The sequence below is a fragment of the Micromonospora sp. PTRAS2 genome (genome assembly GCF_054052245.1).
On record NZ_JBSWBU010000001.1, the window covers coordinates 1,115,064 to 1,133,382 of the forward strand.

Below are 18,319 nucleotides of genomic sequence, written 5' to 3' on the forward strand. Positions count from 1 at the left end.
TGATCCCGGTCCACCTGGCCCACGAGCCTGGGGGTTGCGCTGTTCCCCGCGCACGCGGGGGTGATCCGAAGCGGCGTGGGATGCCCGGTCGGCCGTGGCCCTGTTCCCTGCGCACGCGGGGGTGATCCGCTCTTCCGCTCCAGCTCGTGCTGACGCTGGAGCTGTTCCCCGCGCACGCGGGGGTGATCCGTCCGGTTCTCGCCAGGGTGGCGAGCCGGGCGACTGTTCCCCGCGCACCCGGGGTGATCCCGCCAGCGTCGCCGGCAGGTTGTAGCGGGCCGCCTGTTCCCGCGCACGCGGGGGTGATCCGCGGCGACTGTTCGGATTCACCTCCGGCACCAGCTGTTCCCGCGCACGCGGGGGTGATCCCCCGGGCACGGTACTGGCCACCCGCAAGGCGGACTGTTCCCCGCGTACGCGGGGGTGATCCGCTGATCGATGCGATCGACCGGCACGGCACCGCCTGTTCCCCGCGCACGCGGGGGTGATCCGCTGATCGATGCGATCGACCGGCACGGCACCGCCTGTTCCCCGCGCACGCGGGGGTGATCCCCGATCGCGTACACGCCGAGCCTTGCCGGACCCCTGTTTCCCGCGCACGCGGGGGTGATCCCCACGGGCTCAGCGCGTCCGCGACGGCGACGCACTGTTCCCCGCGCACGCGGGGGTGATCCGGGTCGGGAGTGGGACACGGTCCGGATCGCCGGCTGTTCCCGCGCACGCGGGGGCGATCCGGACTACACGTCCGGGGCGACCGAAGGTGAGCGCTGTTCCCCGCGCTCTACTTTCGCTCCCTCCACGTCGTGTACGTGTCGGCTGTCACCGATCAGGTTTCGTTGGAGCAGGTCAGCGCCGTGTGACTCTCGGTCTTGAAAACCGGTAAGGCAGCGATGTCTTCGTGGGTTCGAATCCCACACCCTCCGCCTCCTGAGCAGCGGAAACACCCATGAAGGGGTGCCGAGGCACGATGTGGTGGCCCGCCATATCGCGGTATGGTGATTGTATGGCTTCTAGGAAGATCACCGTCACCCTCCCCGAAGAGTTGGTCGAAGCGCTCGGCGCGGCCGCTAGTGAGGATGGGGTGCCGCTGTCGAGGCTGGTCGCCAGCGCAGCGGAGAGCGAACTCCGGCGGCGGGTTGGTCGACGGTTGGTCGCGGAGTGGCAAGCCGAGCATGGAGCGTTCACGGTGGAGGAACTCGCCGCAGCGCGCGCCGAGATGGCCGCCGCCGACGCCCAGGCGCTCGGTGCCGCAGGGCAAGCTGCCGCGTGAGCATTCCCTACGTCTACGACGCCGGGGTGCTGCTCGCGATCGACGGCAACGACCGGCGGATGTGGGTTATCCACCACCTGGCCGTGGAGGAGGGGCGACGCCTGCTCATCCCGTCCGTCGTGGTGGGCCAGGCGTGGCACGATGCCCGTCGGCAGGTCCAGCTCGGCCGGTTCCTGCACAGTTGCGAGGTCGTTCCGGTCGGGGTCGAGCTGGCGAAGGCGGCCGGTGTCCTGTGCGGCAAGGCGGGCACGCGTGACGTGGTCGACGCCTGCGTGGTCAATGTTGCCCTGGCCTGCGGTGGCATCGTGTTCACCAGCGACCCCGAGGACATCGCGCAACTGTCGGCGGCCGCAGACGTCAAGCCCGGGTTGGTCATCCGCCGCCTCTGATGGTGGATGCAGACACCGTCGCGTCAAGGGCTTTGCAGGCAGCGCGACGATAAGGGACCGAAAGCGTGCCGGTGGTCGATAGGCGGGACGTCGCGGGGTAAGAAGGGGCGCAGGAAATCGCGCCCACCGGAAGGACCATCCCGATGTCCCTGGAACGACCGATCGCCCCGGACCCGTACGAGCTGCTGCCCACCGTCGCGTCGTTCGCCCTGACCAGCGACGACGTGCACAACGGCGAGCCGATGGCCGCCCGGTACGCCCACGGCAGCGTCGGCGGCGAGAACGTCTCGCCCCACCTGGCCTGGTCGGGCTTCCCAGCCGAGACGAAGAGCTTCGTGGTGACCTGCTTCGACCCGGACGCGCCGACCGGCAGCGGCTTCTGGCACTGGGTCCTGGTTGACGTGCCCGCCTCGGTGACCGAGCTGCCCCGGGGCGTCAAGGAGGCCGACCTGGGCGGCGCGTTCAGCGTCCGCAACGACTACGGCGACACCGGGTTCGGTGGGGCCGCCCCGCCCGCCGGCGACCGCCCGCACCGGTACGTCTTCGCCGTGCACGCGGTCGACGTCGAGCGCCTCGACGTGGGCGCGGGGGCGAGCTGCGCGTACGTGGGCTTCAACCTGGCCTTCCACACCCTGGCCCGGGCGGTGATCCGCCCGACGTACCAGGTCAAGGACTGACCCAGCCCCACCCGTTCCCGCGATCTTGCACTTGGGGCCCGCCGCTCGCGGCCTTTGCCCGTTCTGTCGGGGCCCTAAGTGCAAGATCGCCGCAGGAGGGGGTTCGGGTCAGGCGGGGACCCGGGCGACGGCGAAGACGGACTGGCCGAACGGGGGGCGGACCAGCTGCTCGGCGGCCTTGGTCGCCGGGAGGACCAGGGTGTCGTAGACCTTGACCATCGGGCCCTCCTTCGGCATCAGCCGGAAGACCTTGGTCGCCATGAAGTAGCCGATCAGGCCGAGCGCGTTCGCGTAGTGGATCTTCTCCACGGTCAGGCCGGCCTCGGTCATCGCGGCGGCCAGGGTCTTCTTCGTGTACCGCCGGACGTGGCCGGTGGCGATGTCCGCCGGGCTCATCGCGAACTCGAACGCCGGCACGATGATGATCACGTTGCCGCCGGGCCGGACCAGGTCGCGCATGCTGCGCAGCGCGCCCACGTGGTCCTCGATGTGCTCCAGCACGTTGTACGAGACGGCGGCGCTGTAGTCCCCCCGCTCGGAGTGCGGCAGCAGCATCTGCCGCACCTCGATGGTCGGCTGCTCGGCGAGGCGCTCCTTCAGCGCGATCAGCCGATCCGGGTCGGCCTCGGTGGCCGTGAACCGGGGAAGGTGCGCCGACCACTCCAGGGCGTAGTCGCCCAGCCCGCTGCCGATCTCGATAGGGTTGTCACCGAGGTGCGGGACGGCCAGTTCGACGAACCACCTGCGGTGGTTGACCGCCGTCGCGAGCCCCTCGAGGACCTCGGACTGGACTCGCTGATCCCCAGTGATATCTGCCATGCGTCGATTCCTCACGGTGTGACTCGACCTGCCCCGGGACCGACAGAGTGAACCATCCGAAGCGGACGGCGGGGAAATCGGGGCACCGAAGTGGCCGAATTGCGGTCGGGGGTGGGCACGAGATCGGCGGTCGGCGAACCCGGCACATAGTACGCCAGTCCCCAGAAACATGTCACGTCAGTGCCAAACCCTGACTACTCTACGAATTGTCATGACTACTAATCAATCGGGCCGCCCCGACGGCGAGGCCGGGGGCGGCGAGGGCGGCTCCCCGGCGCAGGGCGCCCGCGAAGAGCGGCGGGCCGGTGTTGCGGCGACCCGTCGGGGCCGCTGGGTGGACGCCGCCGCCGTGCTCAGCTTCGCGCTGATCGCGTTCTGGGTGACGCTGCGCTTCTGGTCGAACCCGGCGCACGGGGTGCGGGACAACCGATCCGATCAGGCGCTCTTCGAATGGATGCTGGCGCACGGCGCGCGCGTGGTGACCGATTTCGCATACCCGTTCGGTTCGGACCGGATGAACGTGCCGGACGGCGTGAATCTGATGGCTAATACATCCGTATTGTCCATTTCATTGCCAATGACGCCGATCACCGTCCTGTTCGGTCCGCGTACTGCATTCCTGGTCTTTCTCACCGGCGGCATGATCGCCACCGCGACCGCCTGGTACTTCGTGCTCTCCCGGGTGCTGATCGGCGCCCGGGGGCCGGCCTGGCTCGGTGCCGGCTTCTGCGCCTTCGCCCCCGCGATGGTGTCGCACGCCAACGCCCACCCCAACATCGTCAGCCAGTTCGTCGTGCCGCTCATCGTCTGGCGCACCCTGCGGCTGGCGGACGGGGGCCGGTGGCTGCGCAACGGCGTGCTGCTCGGCCTCGTGATCGTCTGGCAGGCGTTCATCAACCTGGAGATCCTGCTGATGACCGCGATCGGGCTCGGCGTCGTGGTCGTCGCGCTCGCCCTCGGCCGGCCCGACCTGCGCCGGCAGGCCCGGCCCTTCCTCGCCGGCCTCGCGGTCGCCGCCGTTCTCTCCGCCGCCCTGTTGGCCTACCCGCTGTATGTGCAGTTCTTCGGCCCTGGCGCCTACGAGGGGTTGTCCCGGCTGATCCGCGGCTACCGCACCGACCTGGCCGCGTTCACCGCGTTCGCCCGCGAGTCGGTCGCGGGGAACCCGGAGGCCAACCGGGAGCTGGTGAAGAACCCCACCGAGGAGAACGGCTTCTTCGGCTGGCCGCTCGTCGTGCTGGTGGGCGCAATCGTATGGTGGCTGCGGCGCAGCCCCGTGGTGCTCGGCCTTGCTGCGGTCGGCCTCCTCTTCGCCGTCCTCTCGCTCGGCCGCGAGATCCAGTTCGAGGGCCGGGCCACCGGGGTCGCCGGCCCCTGGGCCGCGCTGGAGGACCTGCCGATCCTGCACTCCGTGGTGCCGACCCGGTGGGCGCTGGCGACCGTACCGATCGTCGGGGTGCTGCTCGCGCTCGGCGCGGACCGCGCCCGCCGGCTCGCCCGGGACCACCCCGCCGCCCGGCCGCAGATCCGCTTCGCCACCGCCACCGTGCTGACCATGGCGCTGCTCCCCGCGTTCCCCACCCCGCTGCCCTCGGCCCGCCTCGACCCCGTGCCCGAGTTCGTCACCTCCGGCGCCTGGCGTCCGTACGTGGCCGGCGGCCGCAGTGTGGTCACCCTGCCACTTCCCGACACCGACTACCCGGACCCGCTGCGCTGGTCGGCGGCCACCGGGCTGGACCTGCCGCTGGCGCGCGGCTACTTCCTCGGGCCGGACACCCGCCCCCGGGCACCGGAGGGGCGGATCGCCCTGTTCACCGCGCCGCCCCGCCCCACCAGCAGCTTCTTCATCACCATCCGGCGCACCGGCCAGGTGCCCCCGGTCACCCCGCTGACCCGGGTGAGCGCCGTGGACGACCTGCGGTACTGGCGGGCGGGGGTGGTCGTGCTCGGCCCGCACGAGCACGCCGACGCGCTGCGCCGGGGCATGACCGAGCTGACCGGCATCCGCCCCACGTACACCGGCGGGGCCTGGGTGTGGGACGTCCGCCCGCTGACGAACTGAAGCCCGGCCGCGGGCGGTTGGCGAGCGGGGGCGGTTGGTGGGCGCGGGCGGGGGGGCCAGCGGAGGCGGTGGCGGGTCAGGCGGTGCGGAGGCAGCAGCCCTGGCAGACCTTGGGCCGGGGCAGCGTGAACGCGAGGCAGCAGGTGCGGCGCTGGACCGTCGGCTCGCCGGCCGGGCCGGGCACCAGCTCGACCAGGTCCGCCAGGTCGAGCGCGTCGAGCAGCGTCTCCACGTGCCGGGCCGCGGGGCCGGGCAGCGCGTCGGCCGCCCGCAGGACGCCGTGCGCGATGCCGGAGGCGACGGAGCCGAGCAGCGTACGGGCGCCGATGCGGACCTCGGCCTGGATGGCGGCGACCAGCGGGGCGAGGTGGGCGTCGAGCAGCGAGGCGCGAAGCGCGGCCAGGAGCGCGGCCTCGTCGGCGACGACCCGGATCTCGGGGAGCCCCGCGAGGGCCAGCGGGTCGCCGGGGAGCACCGCGACGGTGGTCGACCGGCGCAGCCCGAGGGTGACCAGCGGGCGATGGTCCTCAAAGTGGATCAACACGTCGGCGGGGTCGAGCAGCGGCACCCGGCGGGCCGCCGCCCAGCCGAGGACGGCCGGCAGGGCCGCCCAGTAGCTGTACGACTTCCAGGCCAGGGCGGCGCAGGCGTGCGGGGTGCCGCCCCAGCGCAGCGCGGCGGCCGCGAGCAGCTCGGGCAGCCGGCTGCCGTCGACGAGGGTGGTGGCCGGGGCCCAGCCGAACCGGTCGTCGGTGACGAGCAGCCCTGGGGCGAGACCGGGCAGGTCGTCGGTGCCGAACATGGCGCGCAGGGTGGCGGTCACCGGGGCGAGCGGCGTCGCGGTCTCCCGCGTGGGCAGCACCGCTGTCACCTGATCCCCCCGCCTCTGCGCCCGCCGGACACGCCGGCCAGTGAACTAAGGCTAGCCTAACCATCCCGGTCGGATAAGGAAAGCCTCACCTGGGTGCTGGAGGGAGGCTCCGGTCACTCCGGCGGCCCGTCGACCGGGAGGGTCATGCGCCGCTACTACCCGGCCCGGGGCGGCGGAAACGCGGGGCCCGCGGCCCGGGGTGGCGGTCGAGCCGCAGGGCCGGCGGGCGGAAGCCCGGGGGCGGCGGGAGGCGCGAGGCCGGGCTCGGGTCGCGAAATGATTGACGTTCGTGGGTGAATTGTCAAGTTGAGTGTCGGCAAGATGTCATTCCTGTGCGCGTTCACGTACGGAACGTGAAACTGATACTCCCCGGCGTTGAGGAAGCTGATGACGACCTCTCCCATCGAGCGGGCCGCCGAGTCGTTCGCGGCCGAACTTGCCCGGCACCGGACCGAGCGGGGGCTGTCCAAGAAGCAGCTGGCCACACTGATGGGTTTCGACCCGTCCTACGTCAGCCACGTCGAGGGGCGACGGCACCGACCCACCGAGGACTTCGCCCGCCGGGCCGAGGCCGTCCTGGAGGCCAGCGGCGCGATCTGGCAACGCTTCCGGGAGTACGACGAACTGCGGCACGGCCGCTCCGCCACGCCCGCCCGGGACCACCCCGCCCCCGGCCAGTGGATGCCCCCCGGCACCGGGCTCATCGTCGAACGCGAACAGGCCGTCCTCACCCACACCGACGGCGCCTACCACTGCCTCATCCGCCGGGAGCTCTACAACGCCGGCACCGAACCGGTCACCCGCTACCTCGTCCGGGTCGCCGTCGACCGCTACCCCAACGACCCGGGCCGGTCCAACCGGCACCACCGGGAGCACCCGCTCACCTTCGCCGAGCTGCAACTGCGGGCGCACCGCGACGACGGCGGCGGGCAGCCCGAGCCGATGCACTGGCGGGCCAAACACGACCGGGACGCGTTCAAGGAGATCTGGCTGCTCTTCGAGAACGACGAGGGCCGGTTCCCGCTCTACCCCGGCGACCGGGTCACCATCGAATACGCGTACCAGGTCGGCCGCGAGAAGTGGGGCCCCTGGTTCCAGCGCGCCGTACGCCTGCCCACCCGGCACCTGGCGGTGCGGCTGGACCTCCCCGCGGAGCTGGACCCCCAGGTCTGGGGGCTGGAGACCTCGCTCTCGGCGGAGGAAGGGCCGCTGCGCCGCCCTGTCGTCCGACACGACCGCGCCGACCGGGCCGTCTTCGACTGGGCGACGGAGGACCCGCCGCTCAACGCCCGGTACCGGCTGCAGTGGCGGTTCCGCAGCCGCCCGCCCGACTCGGACCCGGGCGGCCCGGCCGGCGTCGCCCGGGTGCGGGCCAGCGACCGGATGCGCGGGCTCGGCATCGTCCAGCGCGGCGCGGACCTGCTCCGCCAGCCCAGCCGCCAGTTCGACCTGCCCGCCGAGGAGGGGATCGCCCGGGAGGTCGTCGAACGGCTCGGCTCGGCACTCGTCCGCCTCGACGAGCTGCACCCGTTCAGCAAGGGCGTCGGCATCGCCGCGCCGCAGCTCGGCCTCGCCTGGGCCGCCGCCGTCGTGCGCCCGCCCGACCGGGCCGCCGAGCCGGTGGTGCTGCTCAACCCCCGGGTCGTCGACTCGTCCCCCGAGACCGACGAGCAGTACGAGGGCTGCCTCTCCTTCTTCGACCACCGCGGGTTGGTGCCCCGGCCGCTGCGCATCGACGTCGAACACGCCCAGTGGGACGGCGCCCGCCTCATCACCTCGTTCGAGTTCGCCATGGCCCGGCTCGTGGCACACGAGATCGACCACCTGGAAGGCCGCCTCTACGTCGACCGGATGACGCCCGGCGTGCCGCTGGTGCCCGTCGAGGAATACCGCGAGACCGGCACCCCCTGGCGGTACTGAGCCGAGGCGACCCCGGACGGGGCGCGGGTGACTTCGCGCCGAGGCGGGCACGGCATCCCTGGCCGAGGCGGGGTGACCTCGCGCCGGAACGGGCCCGGGCCGAGAGGGGACCGGGTCGCGTGCCCCAGGGGGCGGGGGCACGCGACCCGGTCTTTTTCGGGGGGAGGAAAGCTTCTCTGCCGCCGACCCCGCCCGGCTTGCCGACCGGGCGGGGAACGACGGCTGCCGGCCGACCTACAGGTCGCCGAAGGTGTCGTACCGGATGTTCGGCGGCGGGACCTCGTCCTCCGCGAGGGCTCGCAACGTCGACCGGACCATCCGGGCCGAGCCCGAGACGTAGCAGTCGTGGGTCGTCCACGGGCCGTAGCGGGTGATCACATCGGAGATGTCACCCCGCTCGCCGTCGAAGTCCGGCTCATCGCTGCACGCCGGCGTCACCGACAGCCACGGGTGGGCCTCCACCAGCTCGCGGAGCCCGGCCAGCCCGTACAGGTCGGCGGCGTGGCGGGCACCGTAGAAGATGTGCACCCAGCGGGTCCGGTTCCAGCCGGCCAGCTCCTCCACCAGCGCCTTGATCGGGGCCAGCCCCACCCCGCCGGCGACGCAGAGCACGTCCCGCTCGGAGTCGCGGTCCAGGACCATCGAACCCATCGGCGCGGCCACGCGCAGCAGGTCGCCCGGCCTCGTGCGCCGCACCAGCGCCCCGGAGACCCAGCCGGCCCCCGGGGGCGTACGGACGTGGAACTCCAGGACGTTGTCGTCGTTCGGGGCGTTCGCCACCGAGTACGTCCGCCACACCCGGGGCAGGTGCCGGGGCACCTCGACGCTGACGTACTGGCCGGCCCGCCACCGCAGCGGATGCTGGAGGGCGCGCACCGTCAACACCGCGGTGTCCTGCCCGTGCCGCTCGTGGGTCAACACCTCCGCGTGCCAGAACGGCGGATTGTCGTCCGCCGCGGCCCCGGCCAGCATCTTCGCCGAGATCGCCCCGTACGCGTCCCGCCAGGCCTGGTCGTACTCCAGGTTCCAGCCGTCGCCGGCGGTGCTGCGCAGCGCGTCCAGCAGCGCGACACCCATCGTCTCGTAGTGCGCCGCGTCGACGTGGTATTTCCGGTGGTCCCGGCCGAGCGAGCGAAGATACTCGTCGAAGCTCTCCGGATCGTCCACCACCTGGGTCGCGGTGACGATCGCGTCGAGGATGCGGTCACCCTGGCCGGTCATCTCGACCGGGAAGAGCGGACGCAGCGCGGGGTCGAGGAGGAAGAGCCGGGCGTAGAAGTGACCGCTCAGCCGGTCCCGGTCCTCCTCGACCAGGGTCCAGCTCTCCTTCAGCAACCGCGCGACATGGTCCACGGGGGCGCTCCTCCTGACGGCGGATCGGGCTGACGGCGATCGGGCACCCATAGAATGTCCACGGAGCGTGCCCGTCGGTCGCACAGAATGTGCGATCGCCTCACACCGCCCGGTTGACCCGTGTCCGCCGGGCCGGGTGGTCGGGCACAGTGGTGCGGTGACCGTTGAGGAGCTCACCCGCCCGGTGTCCCGCCGGGTCCTCGGCACGGAGACGCTGCTGGTGCTCGGGCTGTCGCTCGGGCAGTCGGCCGTCTACGCGCTCGTGTCGATCATCGCGAAGCTGACCGCCGACGGCCCGCTGTCCAAGCAGACCGCCGCGCTGAACACCTCGCACTCGGCCCGCCCCTGGCTCGACCTGACCTACCAGCTGCTCGGCATCGTCTTCGCGCTGCTGCCGGTGCTGCTCGCCGTACACCTGCTGGCCCGCGACCCCGGCGACCCCGGCCGTACCCTCGGGGTGGACCTGCGTCGGCCCGGCTCCGACCTGGCCCGCGGCGCCGGCCTCGCGGCGCTCATCGGCCTGCCCGGCCTCGCCCTGTTCTGGGCCGCCGCCCAGCTCGGCGTCAACGCCACCCTCGTGCCCGCCGGCCTGCCGGACGTCTGGTGGGCCGTCCCGGTGCTGATCCTCGCCGCCGCGCAGAACGCCGTGCTGGAGGAGGTGATCGTCGTCGGCTACCTGGTCACCCGGCTGCGCCAGCTCCAGTGGCGGCTCGGCGCGGTGCTCGCGGCCAGCGCCGTGCTGCGCGGCTCCTACCACCTCTACCAGGGCTTCGGCGCGTTCGTCGGCAACGCCGTGATGGGCGTCGTGTTCGGCCTGTTCTACCTGCGCACCAAGCGGGTGATGCCGCTGATCGTCGCGCACACCCTGCTCGACGTGGTCGCCTTCGTCGGCTACGCGCTCCTGCCGAAGGCCTGGTTCAGCTGGCTCTGACCGGCCCCGGGGGCGGCACCTCCGGAGCCTGGGTCGAGGCCGGGCGCGGGCGGTAGGCGGCGACCGCCCGCGCCGCCAGCCGCTCGGCGGCGGCCGAGTCGCCCGCCGCGGCGGTCAGCACCGCCGCCCCCGGCAGCAGCCGGGACGCCACCCGCACCCCCAGCCACCCGCCGGGCCGCCCGGTCAGCGGCGCGGCCAGCTGCCAGACCGCTCTCGCCGCCTGCGGCGCCCCCGCCTGCCCCGCCGACCCCCGTCCCGTCGCCGTCCGCCCCGCCCTCGTCCGCTCTGCCGCGTCCAGTGCCGCCCGGGCCTTCTGCGCATCCGGACGCACCCGGGTCAACACCAGCAGCTCCACCGCCCGCTCGGAATCGGCCGGATCCCGTCCGTACGCCGCCGCCAGGTGCAGCACCAGGTTGGCCTGCGCCCACAACACCGCCGTCAGCTCCACGACCGGGGCGAACAGGCCGGCCAGCGTCGCCACGGCCCCACCCGCCCCGGCCAGCCTGACGAATCGCCGGGTCGCGAGCCGGGCCAACCCGTCCGGCGTAGCCGCCGGGTAGGCGGCGCGATGCCACGCGGCCCAGTCGGCCGCGCGCGGTCCGAGCGACCGCACGGCGGCGAGGGCGAGCAGCTCCGGAGCGAGGTCCGGGTGGTCGAGCGCCCACCCGGCCGTCGCCCACGGGCCATCCTCGGAGATACGCGCCGACGCCGTCCCCGGTGCCCGTCCACCCGCCCCGGCGTCGGCCTCCGGGGCAGGGCCCGGGCGGGTCGGCTGCTCGGACACGGACCCGGGCACGACCGGGGGCACCGGCCCGGCCGGGGTGGTGGTGGCCCCCTCCGATCGCTTTCCTGCCGGCGTGGCCCGTCGCGGCCCGCTCGCCTTCGCGGCTGTTCCGCCCGGCGTGGCCGCCCTGCCCGGCGTCGCCTTTCGGGCAGGTGCCTTCCGGGCAGGTGCCTTCCGGGCAGCCCGTGGCCGAGGGGCCGGGCGGGTGGCGGTGTCCTCCGTCGCAGCCTGCTCAGCCTGCCCGGCCGGCTCCACCTCGGCGGGCCCGGTCGGCACCTCCCCGGCGTCAGTGTGTGGCTGATCACGTCGCCCAGCCGTCCCCTCGGCCGGCGCGGACGACGGCTCCGAGGCCGCAGAAGAAGCCGGGGCCGGCCGGGCCGCAGCCCGCCCCGGGCCCGGCGGCGACGATGCCGGCTGGCCGGGTGCGGGCGGCTGGAAGATCACCCCGGGGGCCGCTCGCGGCCGGCGCGACCGGGGGCGCGGGGCAATCGGAGCTTCGGGGGCCTCGGGGCCCTCGGGTGTCTGATCCTCCGTCGGCGGTGGCGCGGGATCGGGGACGACCGGCGGTATGAAGGCCGCCTTCGGTGAACGGCGTCGTCGCGCACCCTCACCAGGCTCGCGGCGGGACGGGTCGCGCGGCGACTGCTCCTCCATGTCGATGGAGCCTAGCCCCGATCCGGGAGCCGCACAGCGGGGAAACGCCTGCGTGGGAGGCACCCGTCCGCCCGGCACCGGACGATCTTTTCCGCCCGGCCGGCAGCGCTGCGATAGTCGCTTTGCCCCGGAAGGGTGCGGGCCTGTATCCTCGGGCGCGGTGGTCTACGGGCCACCTGGGAGACTTCGCCTAGTCTGGTCTATGGCGCCGCACTGCTAATGCGGTTGGGGTCTTAAAGCCCCTCCCGGGTTCGAATCCCGGAGTCTCCGCGCGAAAGCCGGTGTGTAGACTGGCCCAGCAGCAAGCGCCCGTAGCTCAACGGATAGAGCATCTGACTACGGATCAGAAGGTTAGGGGTTCGAGTCCCTTCGGGCGCACTTCACGATCAAGGCCGTGACCAGCGGAAACGCCGGTCATGGCCTTGATCGCTTTCGCGGGTTGGGACGGATCTTCCCAGGGTTTGGAATCTGGTGCTCCGTTGTCGATGTGCCGTTCCGGCGGTGGTCCGTGCCGGTTGGTGCCGACCAGTGCGTTTGCGTGTCGGCTGGTCTGGATCATGGTTGGCGTGCCAGTGCGTAGGGGTGCGGCTGCTGGCCACTGTGGTCGGTCTTGTGGATCTTGTTCGGCGGGCTGGACGTCTGCCGAAACGCGCCGACTGCGCTACCCGACCAGCAGCGGGAGCGCGGCGAAGGTGTGGTCCCGCCACAGCCGCCGTGAGGTTTCCTCCGGGTACGCGACGACCGCCGGCCGCTCGTCGAAGACCCGCGTGCTGCGACCGGCGTCGTACGACGGCCACCCAGGGTCGCCGTTCGCGGCGAACGCCGTCCACGCCCCGCGAATCTGCCCGGACAGCTCCTGCGCCGCCGGGGTGGGCGGATCACCGATCAGCATCGCGGGTTGCCCGCTGGTCAGGTTGCCGAAGACCAGCGGCACGTCCAGGCCGTGACAGGCACCCAGGCTGCCGCCCAGGCCCGGCGCCGGCCAGGTCAGCTCGTAGAGGTAGGCCCGGCCGCCACCGGCGAGTTGCGCGTCGGCCAGGTGCAGGCTCGGCATCCGGAACAGCCAGTCCGCGTTGACCAGCTCGTACAGTTGCTCATCGGTCGCATCAGGGAACGCCTCCCGATATCGGCTGGAGCCGTCCGTGCCCGGGGCCAGCATCCGCAGCGCGGTCTCGGCCTGCTCCGGCGTGACCTGGCCGAGCACGCCGTCGAGCAGGCTGAACAGCCGGTGCTCGTCCCGGGTGTGTCCGACGAGCAGTTCGACGTCCCGCGCGACGCCATCGGCAAGCGCCCGCCAGGGGGTCGCCGGCAGCACGTCACCATCGACGACCGGCGCGAACGGGATCGGCCGGTGGGTGATCCGCCCCCAACGCTCCCGCCACTGGACGATCCTGGCCGAGATCGCCTGGCCCACGGCCGGCAGCCGGGCCGGAGCCACCGTCGACAGGTCGGCCAGGGTCGGTCGCACCCCCAACTCGGCGGCGCAGGCGGCGGCGATGTCGGCGGCCAGGTCGGGCGAGAAGAACGTACCCGGAATGCTCTGCGCGACCACGCGCCGGAACAGCCCGGCGGCGCGCGGCATGGCCAGCAGCGCGGCGACCGAGCCGCCGCCGGCCGACTGCCCGAAGACCGTCACCCGGTCCGGGTCGCCACCGAAGGCGCGGATGTTGTCCCGTACCCACTCCAGGGCCGCGACCTGGTCGAGTAGCCCCCGGTTGGCCGGGGCCCCGTCGATCTCCCCGAAGCCCTCGAAACCGAGGCGGTAGTTGAGCGTCACCACCACGGTTCCGCTGCGGGCGAGATGCCCGCCGTCGTACTCCGGAAGGCCGGAACAGCCGACGAGGTAACCACCACCGGGGATCCACACCATGACCGGCAACCGCGCCGCCGGGTCCGGGGCCGGCGTCCAGACGTTGAGCGTCAGCCAGTCGTCGCCGACGCTCTGCGGGGACATCCCGAACGCGCCGGGCTGCGGGGGCGGCGGACCGTAGGCGACCGCCGGACGCACGCCCTCCCATCGGCGCCCCGGCTGCGGCGCGGCGAACCGGAGGCCGCCAACCGGAGGCTCGGCGTACGGGATGCCGCGAAACACCGCCAGGCCCGCCTCCCGGCAGCCACGCAGAACACCGACCACGGTTCGCACTTCCGGCTCGGACTCCGACTGCATGGTGGCCCCTCCCCGATCCCGGTCGGCCGCAGCATCCCAGCGCCCGCCGACCACCGGCAAACCATTTAGGTCTTTCGCAGACCGGCGCACATCGACTACTGTCGATTTTTGTGGAGCAATTGGCGCAAGTCATGTTTTTCGACACCGCAACCGCGTGACCCGGCGCGCATTCCCACCCTCAGCAATCGTCAGTGGACGACTCGGCACCCGTCCGCGCCATCGCAACCGAAGGCGCGGCATCGAGACCAATCGGAGCAGAGAAAGGTGTTGGGATGATGATGCAACCCGTTCCACCGACCGTTCGGCGGCTGCCACGCGCCTTGGTGGCGGCCGGCCTCCTGGCAGCGCTTCTGGGTGCCGTCTCGGCCCCTGCCGCGGCGAGTCCGGGCCCCGTCGCACGTGGCACGGCGGCCGTTGGTGACTGCCCGTTCATCAACACGCTCTGCCTGTTCGAGGGCGCCAACTTCACCGGGGAGCGGCTCACCCTGAGCTCCCTGGTGTCGCCCGGTACGTGCGTGAGTCTGGTGGACGCCGGGTGGGGAGACCGTGCGCGTTCCGCGATCAACACCAACAGTCGGAGTGCTGCGATGTTCATGAACGACGACTGCGCCGGAGGGGCCTTCGAGGTCCCTGGCAACAGCTCCCTGCCGGACTTCGGAGGCTTCACGCCCGAAAGTGCCTGGGTGCCTCGGTAAGGCCACCGCCGGGTGGCACGCGACCGCATGCCACCCGGTTCCTCCGGCTCGGGAGTGTGTCGAGATTCCGGCTCTGTCGCGATCCGGCTGGTCAGGTCTCGCCGACCGGCGGTGCTCCGGTGTCCGGGAACCAGCCGGACAGCCCGGCCTCTGTGCAGCCTGGTCGAGACAGGCGTGACTGCGGGGGGATCCCCGTTCGACCAGAGGAGAGCCATGCTTGGAAAGAGATGGGCGGTAGTAGCCCTAGCCGCCGTTGCCGCCGTAGCCCCTCCGGCCGGGCCAGCGGCTGCCGCCACGACTACCGACCGACCCGCCAGCGCCGATGCGGCCCAGTCCTCCGGTCACCGGCCCGTGAGCACGGCGGCACCGGTGGACGGCACGGCCGTCGGCGTGACTCCCGCCGTCGGGATCGAGGCGATCCTCGGCCCCGACACCCGGGTGCCGGTCGGCCCGACCACCACGTTTCCCGCCAGCGCCGTCGTTCGGCTGGTCTTCACCGGCGGCCAGTGCACCGGCTTCATGATCAGCGAACGTACCGTGGCGACTGCCGCCCACTGCCTGCACTCCGGCGGCTCCAACGGCACCTGGCGTACCAACGTTGTCGCGTACCCCGGGCACGACGGCACGACGGCACCCTTCGGCGGGTGCGCGGCACTCCGGCTCTTCGTCCCTTCGAACTGGACGGGCGCGAACAATGCCCCTGGCGGTGGCGACCCGGCCTTCGACTACGGAGCGGCGCAGCTCAACTGCGCGATCGGCACCAGGACCGGCTGGCTCAACCTCGGCTATCCGACCCAACCGGTGACCGGATCCTGCACCAGGACCCAGGGATATCCGGCCGACCGGCCCGGACAGTGGGCGAGCGACGACGCCGTCCGGGCCGAGGACGCTGCCGCTCTCTACGTCCGGCATCCCTTGGTCAGCGGGCTGGACGGAAGCCCTGTCTTCTTCACGCCCGACCCGGATGACTGGTGCCCGGTGCGGCCGCCGCTGGTGGTCCCGTGTCCGTGCCCGCCGCCGCCCTGCGTGTGCCCGAGCCCGACGGTGCTGGGGATCCTCTCCCGGGGACCCTTCGGCAGCGGGCCCAGCGCCACCAACAACGTCGCCGTCCGGATGACGCTACCGATCATCAACAACTTCATGCAGTGGCGTTGACCCCTCCGACCGGCGCTGTCGGGGCGCGCGGCGAGATTCCGTCGCCCGCCCCGACAGCGCTTCGGCCCGCTGGTCACTAAACCGGGCGGGCTCCGCCGCGCAGCCGGTCCCGGAGTTGCTCGGCATCCGGGTGGCCGAGCGGCTCCAGGATCTTCAGCGCTCGCCGCCAGGCCCGCCGAGCGGGGCCCGGCGCACCGGCGGCACGGTGGCTGTCGCCGAGATGGGTCAGCGTCGTCGCCTCGTAGTAGCGCTCGGCCGCTTCCCGCCACAGCGCGAGCGCGTTGCGGTAGCAGCGGATCGCCTCCGCCTGCTGCTCCAACCGGTGGTGCGCGTAACCGAGGCTGTCCCAGGTGTGCGCCTGCCAGTACCGGTTGCCGACCTGCCGTTGCAGCACCAGCGCCCGCGTGCAGTAGTCGATCGCCTGACGGTGGTTGCCGAGCTGGCTGTGGTACCAGCCGATGTTGTTCAGCGCGTTCGCCCTCCCGTTGGGGTTCTCCGCCGCGGTGAACAGGTCGAGGGCCTGCTCCGCGTGCTGGAGCGCCTGCTCGTACCGGCCCAGCCGCTCGGCCAGGATGCCGAGGTTGAGATGAGCCCGAGCGCTGCCGATCGCATCGCCGAGGCCGGCGTAGAGCCGCAGTGACCGGCGCAGGTGCACCCGGGCCTGATGGTGGTCCCCCAGCCGCAGGCAGGCTACGGCCCGGTTCCGGTGGGCGCGGGCCTGCCCGTCCCGGTCGGCCACCCTCGACGCGGCGAGCAACGCCCACTCCTGGACCATGAGCTGCTCCTGCCAGGCCCCGAGCCGATCGAGGTACGTGTTGACGACCCAGGCGAGCTGCCAGGCGGGTGTGTCGAACCTGGCGTCCGTGGCGAGGCCGATGACGGTCAGGAGGACTCGGTGCTCGCCGGTGAACCAGCGCCAGGCCGCCGCCCGGTCGATGAGCGCGGTGACCGCCGTGCCGGGCCGGGCCGGGGCGGGGCTGATCGGGTCCCGCTGGTCGTAGAGGAGCAGGTCTGCGGCGTACCCGGTGTGCAGGTAGGAGTCGACGAGCCGGCCGAGCGCCTGCCGTCGGGCCTGCTCGGGCTCGTGTTCGGCGACCAGCTCGGCCGCGTAGGCGCGCAGCAGATCGTGCAGGACGTACCGCTGTGGGAGATGCTCGGAGAGCAGGTTCGCGCGGACGAGCGCCGCCAGGGTCCGACCCGCCTCCGCCACCGGTGCGCCGACCAGGCTCGCGAGCGCCGGCACCGAGACATCCGGCCCGGGGTGCAGTCCTAGCAGCCGGAACGCCCGCGCCGAGGTCGCGTCCAGATTGCGGTACGACCAGGAGAAGACCGTCCGGACGTCGGTGGCCGCATCTTCGTGGCTGAACCGGTCGAGGCCGTCCGACCCGGTCAGCTCGTCCGCGAGCCGACCGAGGCCGAGAGCCGGCTGGACGGCGGCACGCCCTGCCACGATGGCCAACGCGAGCGGCAGCCCCGCCGCCGCGTCGACGATCCGGTTCGTCGCCTCCGGCTCGTTCTCCAGCCGATCCGTGCCGAGTCGCCGGGACAACAACTCGTGCGCCTCCCGGCGCGGCAGCGGGTCGAGGAGGAGCGGAATCGCCCCCTCGATGGTCACCAGCCCCGCCAGGTGCCCACGGCTGGTGACCACCACCAGACATTCCGGCGAGCCGGGCAGCAGGGGGCGGACCTGGTCAACGTCACCGGCGTTGTCGAGCAGCACGAGCACCCGTCTGCCGGTCAGCACGCTGCGGTACAGCCCGGAGCGGGCATCCTGTCCCGCCGGGACGCGCTGCGCCGGCACTCCGAGAGCTTCGAGGAACTCGCGGAGCACCTCCGCGGGGCTCGCCGCCGGCCCGGTCGCGTCGAACCCACGGAGGTTGACGTAGAGCTGTCCGTCGGGGAAACGGTCGGCAACCTGGTGCGCCCAGCCGACCGCCAGGCTCGTCTTGCCGACCCCGGCCGTACCGCTGATCAGGCAGACCATCGTGGTGCCCGGGGCGCGGTGCCGCCGGTGTTCCAGCAGGGCGTCCAGTGCGGCGAGCGCCGCCCTGCGACCCACGAAATGGGGTACGGCCGCCGGCAGTTGCCGGGGCGTCACACTGTCGAGGGCGCCCGCCCCTTGTCCGGTCGGTGACGGTCCGGGAACCGGCGGCTCGGGTCGGCTGGCCGGCGCGGCACCGCCGGACCGGCGGCCGATCTGGGCGTGGGCGGCGGCCCGCAGCCGATTCTCGGTGTGGGCGGCGTCGGCGATCCGCAGCAGCCGCCAGTGTCTCGCATCCCAGTGCCTCATCTCGGTCAGCTCGGCGGGGAGGCGGACACCGGTCCGGCCGGCATGCGCCACACATGCCTTGACGAAGGCGACGACGAAAGGCCAGTCAGGCAACGACTTGGCGTTCAGCTTGTCGCTGATCGTCGAGCGGGCCAAGGGCTGCCCCTGCGCTGTCGAGATGGCGACCAGGGTGTTCAATGACGGGGACCCGGAGAGCTGCCGGAGGCGTCGGAGTTCGCCGGCGAACCAGGCCGACGCCTGTTGCGCATTTCCGCCCACTTCGCTCACCCGTCCGAGCCCTCC

The 18,319-nt window shown here is 72.6% G+C and carries 15 protein-coding genes, 3 tRNA genes and 1 CRISPR repeat array (1 of these 19 running past the window's edge); of the genes, 11 read left to right on the forward strand and 7 right to left on the reverse strand.

Translation table 11 applies throughout. The features are described from left to right. Window positions 1-190: direct repeats of the CRISPR family, unit length 28 nt; unit sequence CTGTTCCCCGCGCACGCGGGGGTGATCC (it extends 937 nt beyond the left edge of the window). A 648-nt stretch (window positions 191-838) separates the two neighbouring features. From ACVMYR_RS05315 to ACVMYR_RS05330, 4 genes are all read left to right on the forward strand, one after another. After that, a tRNA-Ser gene (locus ACVMYR_RS05315) sits at window positions 839-923 on the forward strand. 80 nt (window positions 924-1,003) lie between these two features. Then, entirely contained in the window at window positions 1,004-1,270 is a 267-nt protein-coding gene (locus ACVMYR_RS05320) for a ribbon-helix-helix domain-containing protein (protein WP_077935201.1), read from the forward strand. Next, window positions 1,267-1,659 (forward strand): type II toxin-antitoxin system VapC family toxin, encoded by a 393-nt coding sequence (locus tag ACVMYR_RS05325; RefSeq protein ID WP_457121213.1) that lies wholly within the window; start codon window positions 1,267-1,269, stop codon window positions 1,657-1,659. Before ACVMYR_RS05320 ends, ACVMYR_RS05325 begins: the two co-directional genes overlap by 4 nt. Before the next feature lie 143 nt (window positions 1,660-1,802). Next, window positions 1,803-2,336: a YbhB/YbcL family Raf kinase inhibitor-like protein gene (locus tag ACVMYR_RS05330; RefSeq protein ID WP_457121214.1), complete on the forward strand. Its 534-nt coding sequence runs from the start codon at window positions 1,803-1,805 to the stop codon at window positions 2,334-2,336. Window positions 2,337-2,444: 108 nt separating this feature from the next. Here ACVMYR_RS05330 and ACVMYR_RS05335 read toward each other — a convergent pair whose 3' ends face one another. Then, window positions 2,445-3,155 (reverse strand): class I SAM-dependent methyltransferase, encoded by a 711-nt coding sequence (locus tag ACVMYR_RS05335; protein WP_043960820.1) that lies wholly within the window; start codon window positions 3,153-3,155, stop codon window positions 2,445-2,447. 211 nt (window positions 3,156-3,366) lie between these two features. On the opposite strand from ACVMYR_RS05335, the gene ACVMYR_RS05340 reads away from it, so the two are divergent. After that, entirely contained in the window at window positions 3,367-5,217 is a 1,851-nt protein-coding gene (locus ACVMYR_RS05340) for a hypothetical protein (RefSeq protein ID WP_457121215.1), read from the forward strand. A 76-nt stretch (window positions 5,218-5,293) separates the two neighbouring features. Here the strand turns inward: ACVMYR_RS05340 and ACVMYR_RS05345 are convergent, their stop codons facing one another. Then, complete coding sequence (locus tag ACVMYR_RS05345) at window positions 5,294-6,019, reverse strand: IucA/IucC family C-terminal-domain containing protein (protein ID WP_457121301.1); 726 nt, start codon at window positions 6,017-6,019, stop codon at window positions 5,294-5,296. 456 nt (window positions 6,020-6,475) lie between these two features. Here ACVMYR_RS05345 and ACVMYR_RS05350 point away from each other — a divergent pair, with 456 nt between their 5' ends. Continuing rightward, window positions 6,476-8,008 carry a peptide deformylase gene (locus ACVMYR_RS05350; protein ID WP_077935195.1) on the forward strand — a complete coding sequence of 511 codons (1,533 nt, stop codon included), beginning with the start codon at window positions 6,476-6,478 and terminating at the stop codon, window positions 8,006-8,008. Window positions 8,009-8,242: 234 nt separating this feature from the next. On the opposite strand, the gene ACVMYR_RS05355 is transcribed toward ACVMYR_RS05350, so the two are convergent. Continuing rightward, complete coding sequence (locus ACVMYR_RS05355) at window positions 8,243-9,361, reverse strand: globin domain-containing protein (protein WP_077935194.1); 1,119 nt, start codon at window positions 9,359-9,361, stop codon at window positions 8,243-8,245. 157 nt (window positions 9,362-9,518) lie between these two features. Between ACVMYR_RS05355 and ACVMYR_RS05360 the strand changes: the two genes are divergently transcribed. Next, window positions 9,519-10,292 (forward strand): CPBP family intramembrane glutamic endopeptidase, encoded by a 774-nt coding sequence (locus tag ACVMYR_RS05360; RefSeq protein WP_043960816.1) that lies wholly within the window; start codon window positions 9,519-9,521, stop codon window positions 10,290-10,292. Here ACVMYR_RS05360 and ACVMYR_RS05365 read toward each other — a convergent pair. Beyond that, window positions 10,279-11,088 carry a hypothetical protein gene (locus tag ACVMYR_RS05365; RefSeq protein WP_457121216.1) on the reverse strand — a complete coding sequence of 270 codons (810 nt, stop codon included), beginning with the start codon at window positions 11,086-11,088 and terminating at the stop codon, window positions 10,279-10,281. The genes ACVMYR_RS05360 and ACVMYR_RS05365 overlap by 14 nt on opposite strands. 821 nt (window positions 11,089-11,909) lie before the next feature. On the opposite strand from ACVMYR_RS05365, the gene ACVMYR_RS05370 reads away from it, so the two are divergent. Together ACVMYR_RS05370 and ACVMYR_RS05375 are read left to right on the forward strand one after the other, a co-directional pair. Continuing rightward, window positions 11,910-12,000: transfer RNA gene (locus tag ACVMYR_RS05370), tRNA-Ser, on the forward strand. 35 nt (window positions 12,001-12,035) lie between these two features. Continuing rightward, a tRNA-Arg gene (locus ACVMYR_RS05375) sits at window positions 12,036-12,108 on the forward strand. Here ACVMYR_RS05375 and ACVMYR_RS05380 read toward each other — a convergent pair. Continuing rightward, window positions 12,074-12,289, reverse strand: coding sequence for a hypothetical protein (locus ACVMYR_RS05380; RefSeq protein ID WP_457121217.1), 216 nt, complete (start codon window positions 12,287-12,289; stop codon window positions 12,074-12,076). The two genes, ACVMYR_RS05375 and ACVMYR_RS05380, sit on opposite strands and share 35 nt — an antisense overlap. Before the next feature lie 102 nt (window positions 12,290-12,391). Next, a complete protein-coding gene (locus ACVMYR_RS05385; RefSeq protein ID WP_457121218.1) occupies window positions 12,392-13,897 on the reverse strand; it encodes a carboxylesterase/lipase family protein in 1,506 nt (501 codons plus the stop codon). Between the two features lie 278 nt (window positions 13,898-14,175). Between ACVMYR_RS05385 and ACVMYR_RS05390 the strand changes: the two genes are divergently transcribed. Both ACVMYR_RS05390 and ACVMYR_RS05395 read left to right on the forward strand, forming a co-directional pair. Beyond that, window positions 14,176-14,592 carry a peptidase inhibitor family I36 protein gene (locus tag ACVMYR_RS05390; RefSeq protein WP_457121302.1) on the forward strand — a complete coding sequence of 139 codons (417 nt, stop codon included), beginning with the start codon at window positions 14,176-14,178 and terminating at the stop codon, window positions 14,590-14,592. Between the two features lie 351 nt (window positions 14,593-14,943). Beyond that, complete coding sequence (locus tag ACVMYR_RS05395; protein ID WP_457121219.1) at window positions 14,944-15,747, forward strand: trypsin-like serine peptidase; 804 nt, start codon at window positions 14,944-14,946, stop codon at window positions 15,745-15,747. A 76-nt stretch (window positions 15,748-15,823) separates the two neighbouring features. Here the strand turns inward: ACVMYR_RS05395 and ACVMYR_RS05400 are convergent, their stop codons facing one another. Beyond that, on the reverse strand, window positions 15,824-18,304 hold the full coding sequence (locus ACVMYR_RS05400; RefSeq protein ID WP_457121220.1) for an ATP-binding protein: 2,481 nt from the start codon (window positions 18,302-18,304) through the stop codon (window positions 15,824-15,826). Window positions 18,305-18,319: the final 15 nt, after the last annotated feature.

Bases quoted from the DNA above. Each gene is read 5' to 3' on its own strand.
- ACVMYR_RS05340 (WP_457121215.1), top strand. From the start codon at position 3,367: ATGACTACTAATCAATCGGGCCGCCCCGACGGCGAGGCCGGGGGCGGC.
- ACVMYR_RS05390 (WP_457121302.1), top strand. From the start codon at position 14,176: ATGCAACCCGTTCCACCGACCGTTCGGCGGCTGCCACGCGCCTTGGTG.
- ACVMYR_RS05345 (WP_457121301.1), bottom strand. From the start codon at position 6,019: ATGTTCGGCACCGACGACCTGCCCGGTCTCGCCCCAGGGCTGCTCGTC.
- ACVMYR_RS05335 (WP_043960820.1), bottom strand. From the start codon at position 3,155: ATGGCAGATATCACTGGGGATCAGCGAGTCCAGTCCGAGGTCCTCGAG.
- ACVMYR_RS05320 (WP_077935201.1), top strand. From the start codon at position 1,004: ATGGCTTCTAGGAAGATCACCGTCACCCTCCCCGAAGAGTTGGTCGAA.
- ACVMYR_RS05385 (WP_457121218.1), bottom strand. From the start codon at position 13,897: ATGCAGTCGGAGTCCGAGCCGGAAGTGCGAACCGTGGTCGGTGTTCTG.
- ACVMYR_RS05380 (WP_457121217.1), bottom strand. From the start codon at position 12,289: ATGATCCAGACCAGCCGACACGCAAACGCACTGGTCGGCACCAACCGG.
- ACVMYR_RS05350 (WP_077935195.1), top strand. From the start codon at position 6,476: ATGACGACCTCTCCCATCGAGCGGGCCGCCGAGTCGTTCGCGGCCGAA.
- ACVMYR_RS05330 (WP_457121214.1), top strand. From the start codon at position 1,803: ATGTCCCTGGAACGACCGATCGCCCCGGACCCGTACGAGCTGCTGCCC.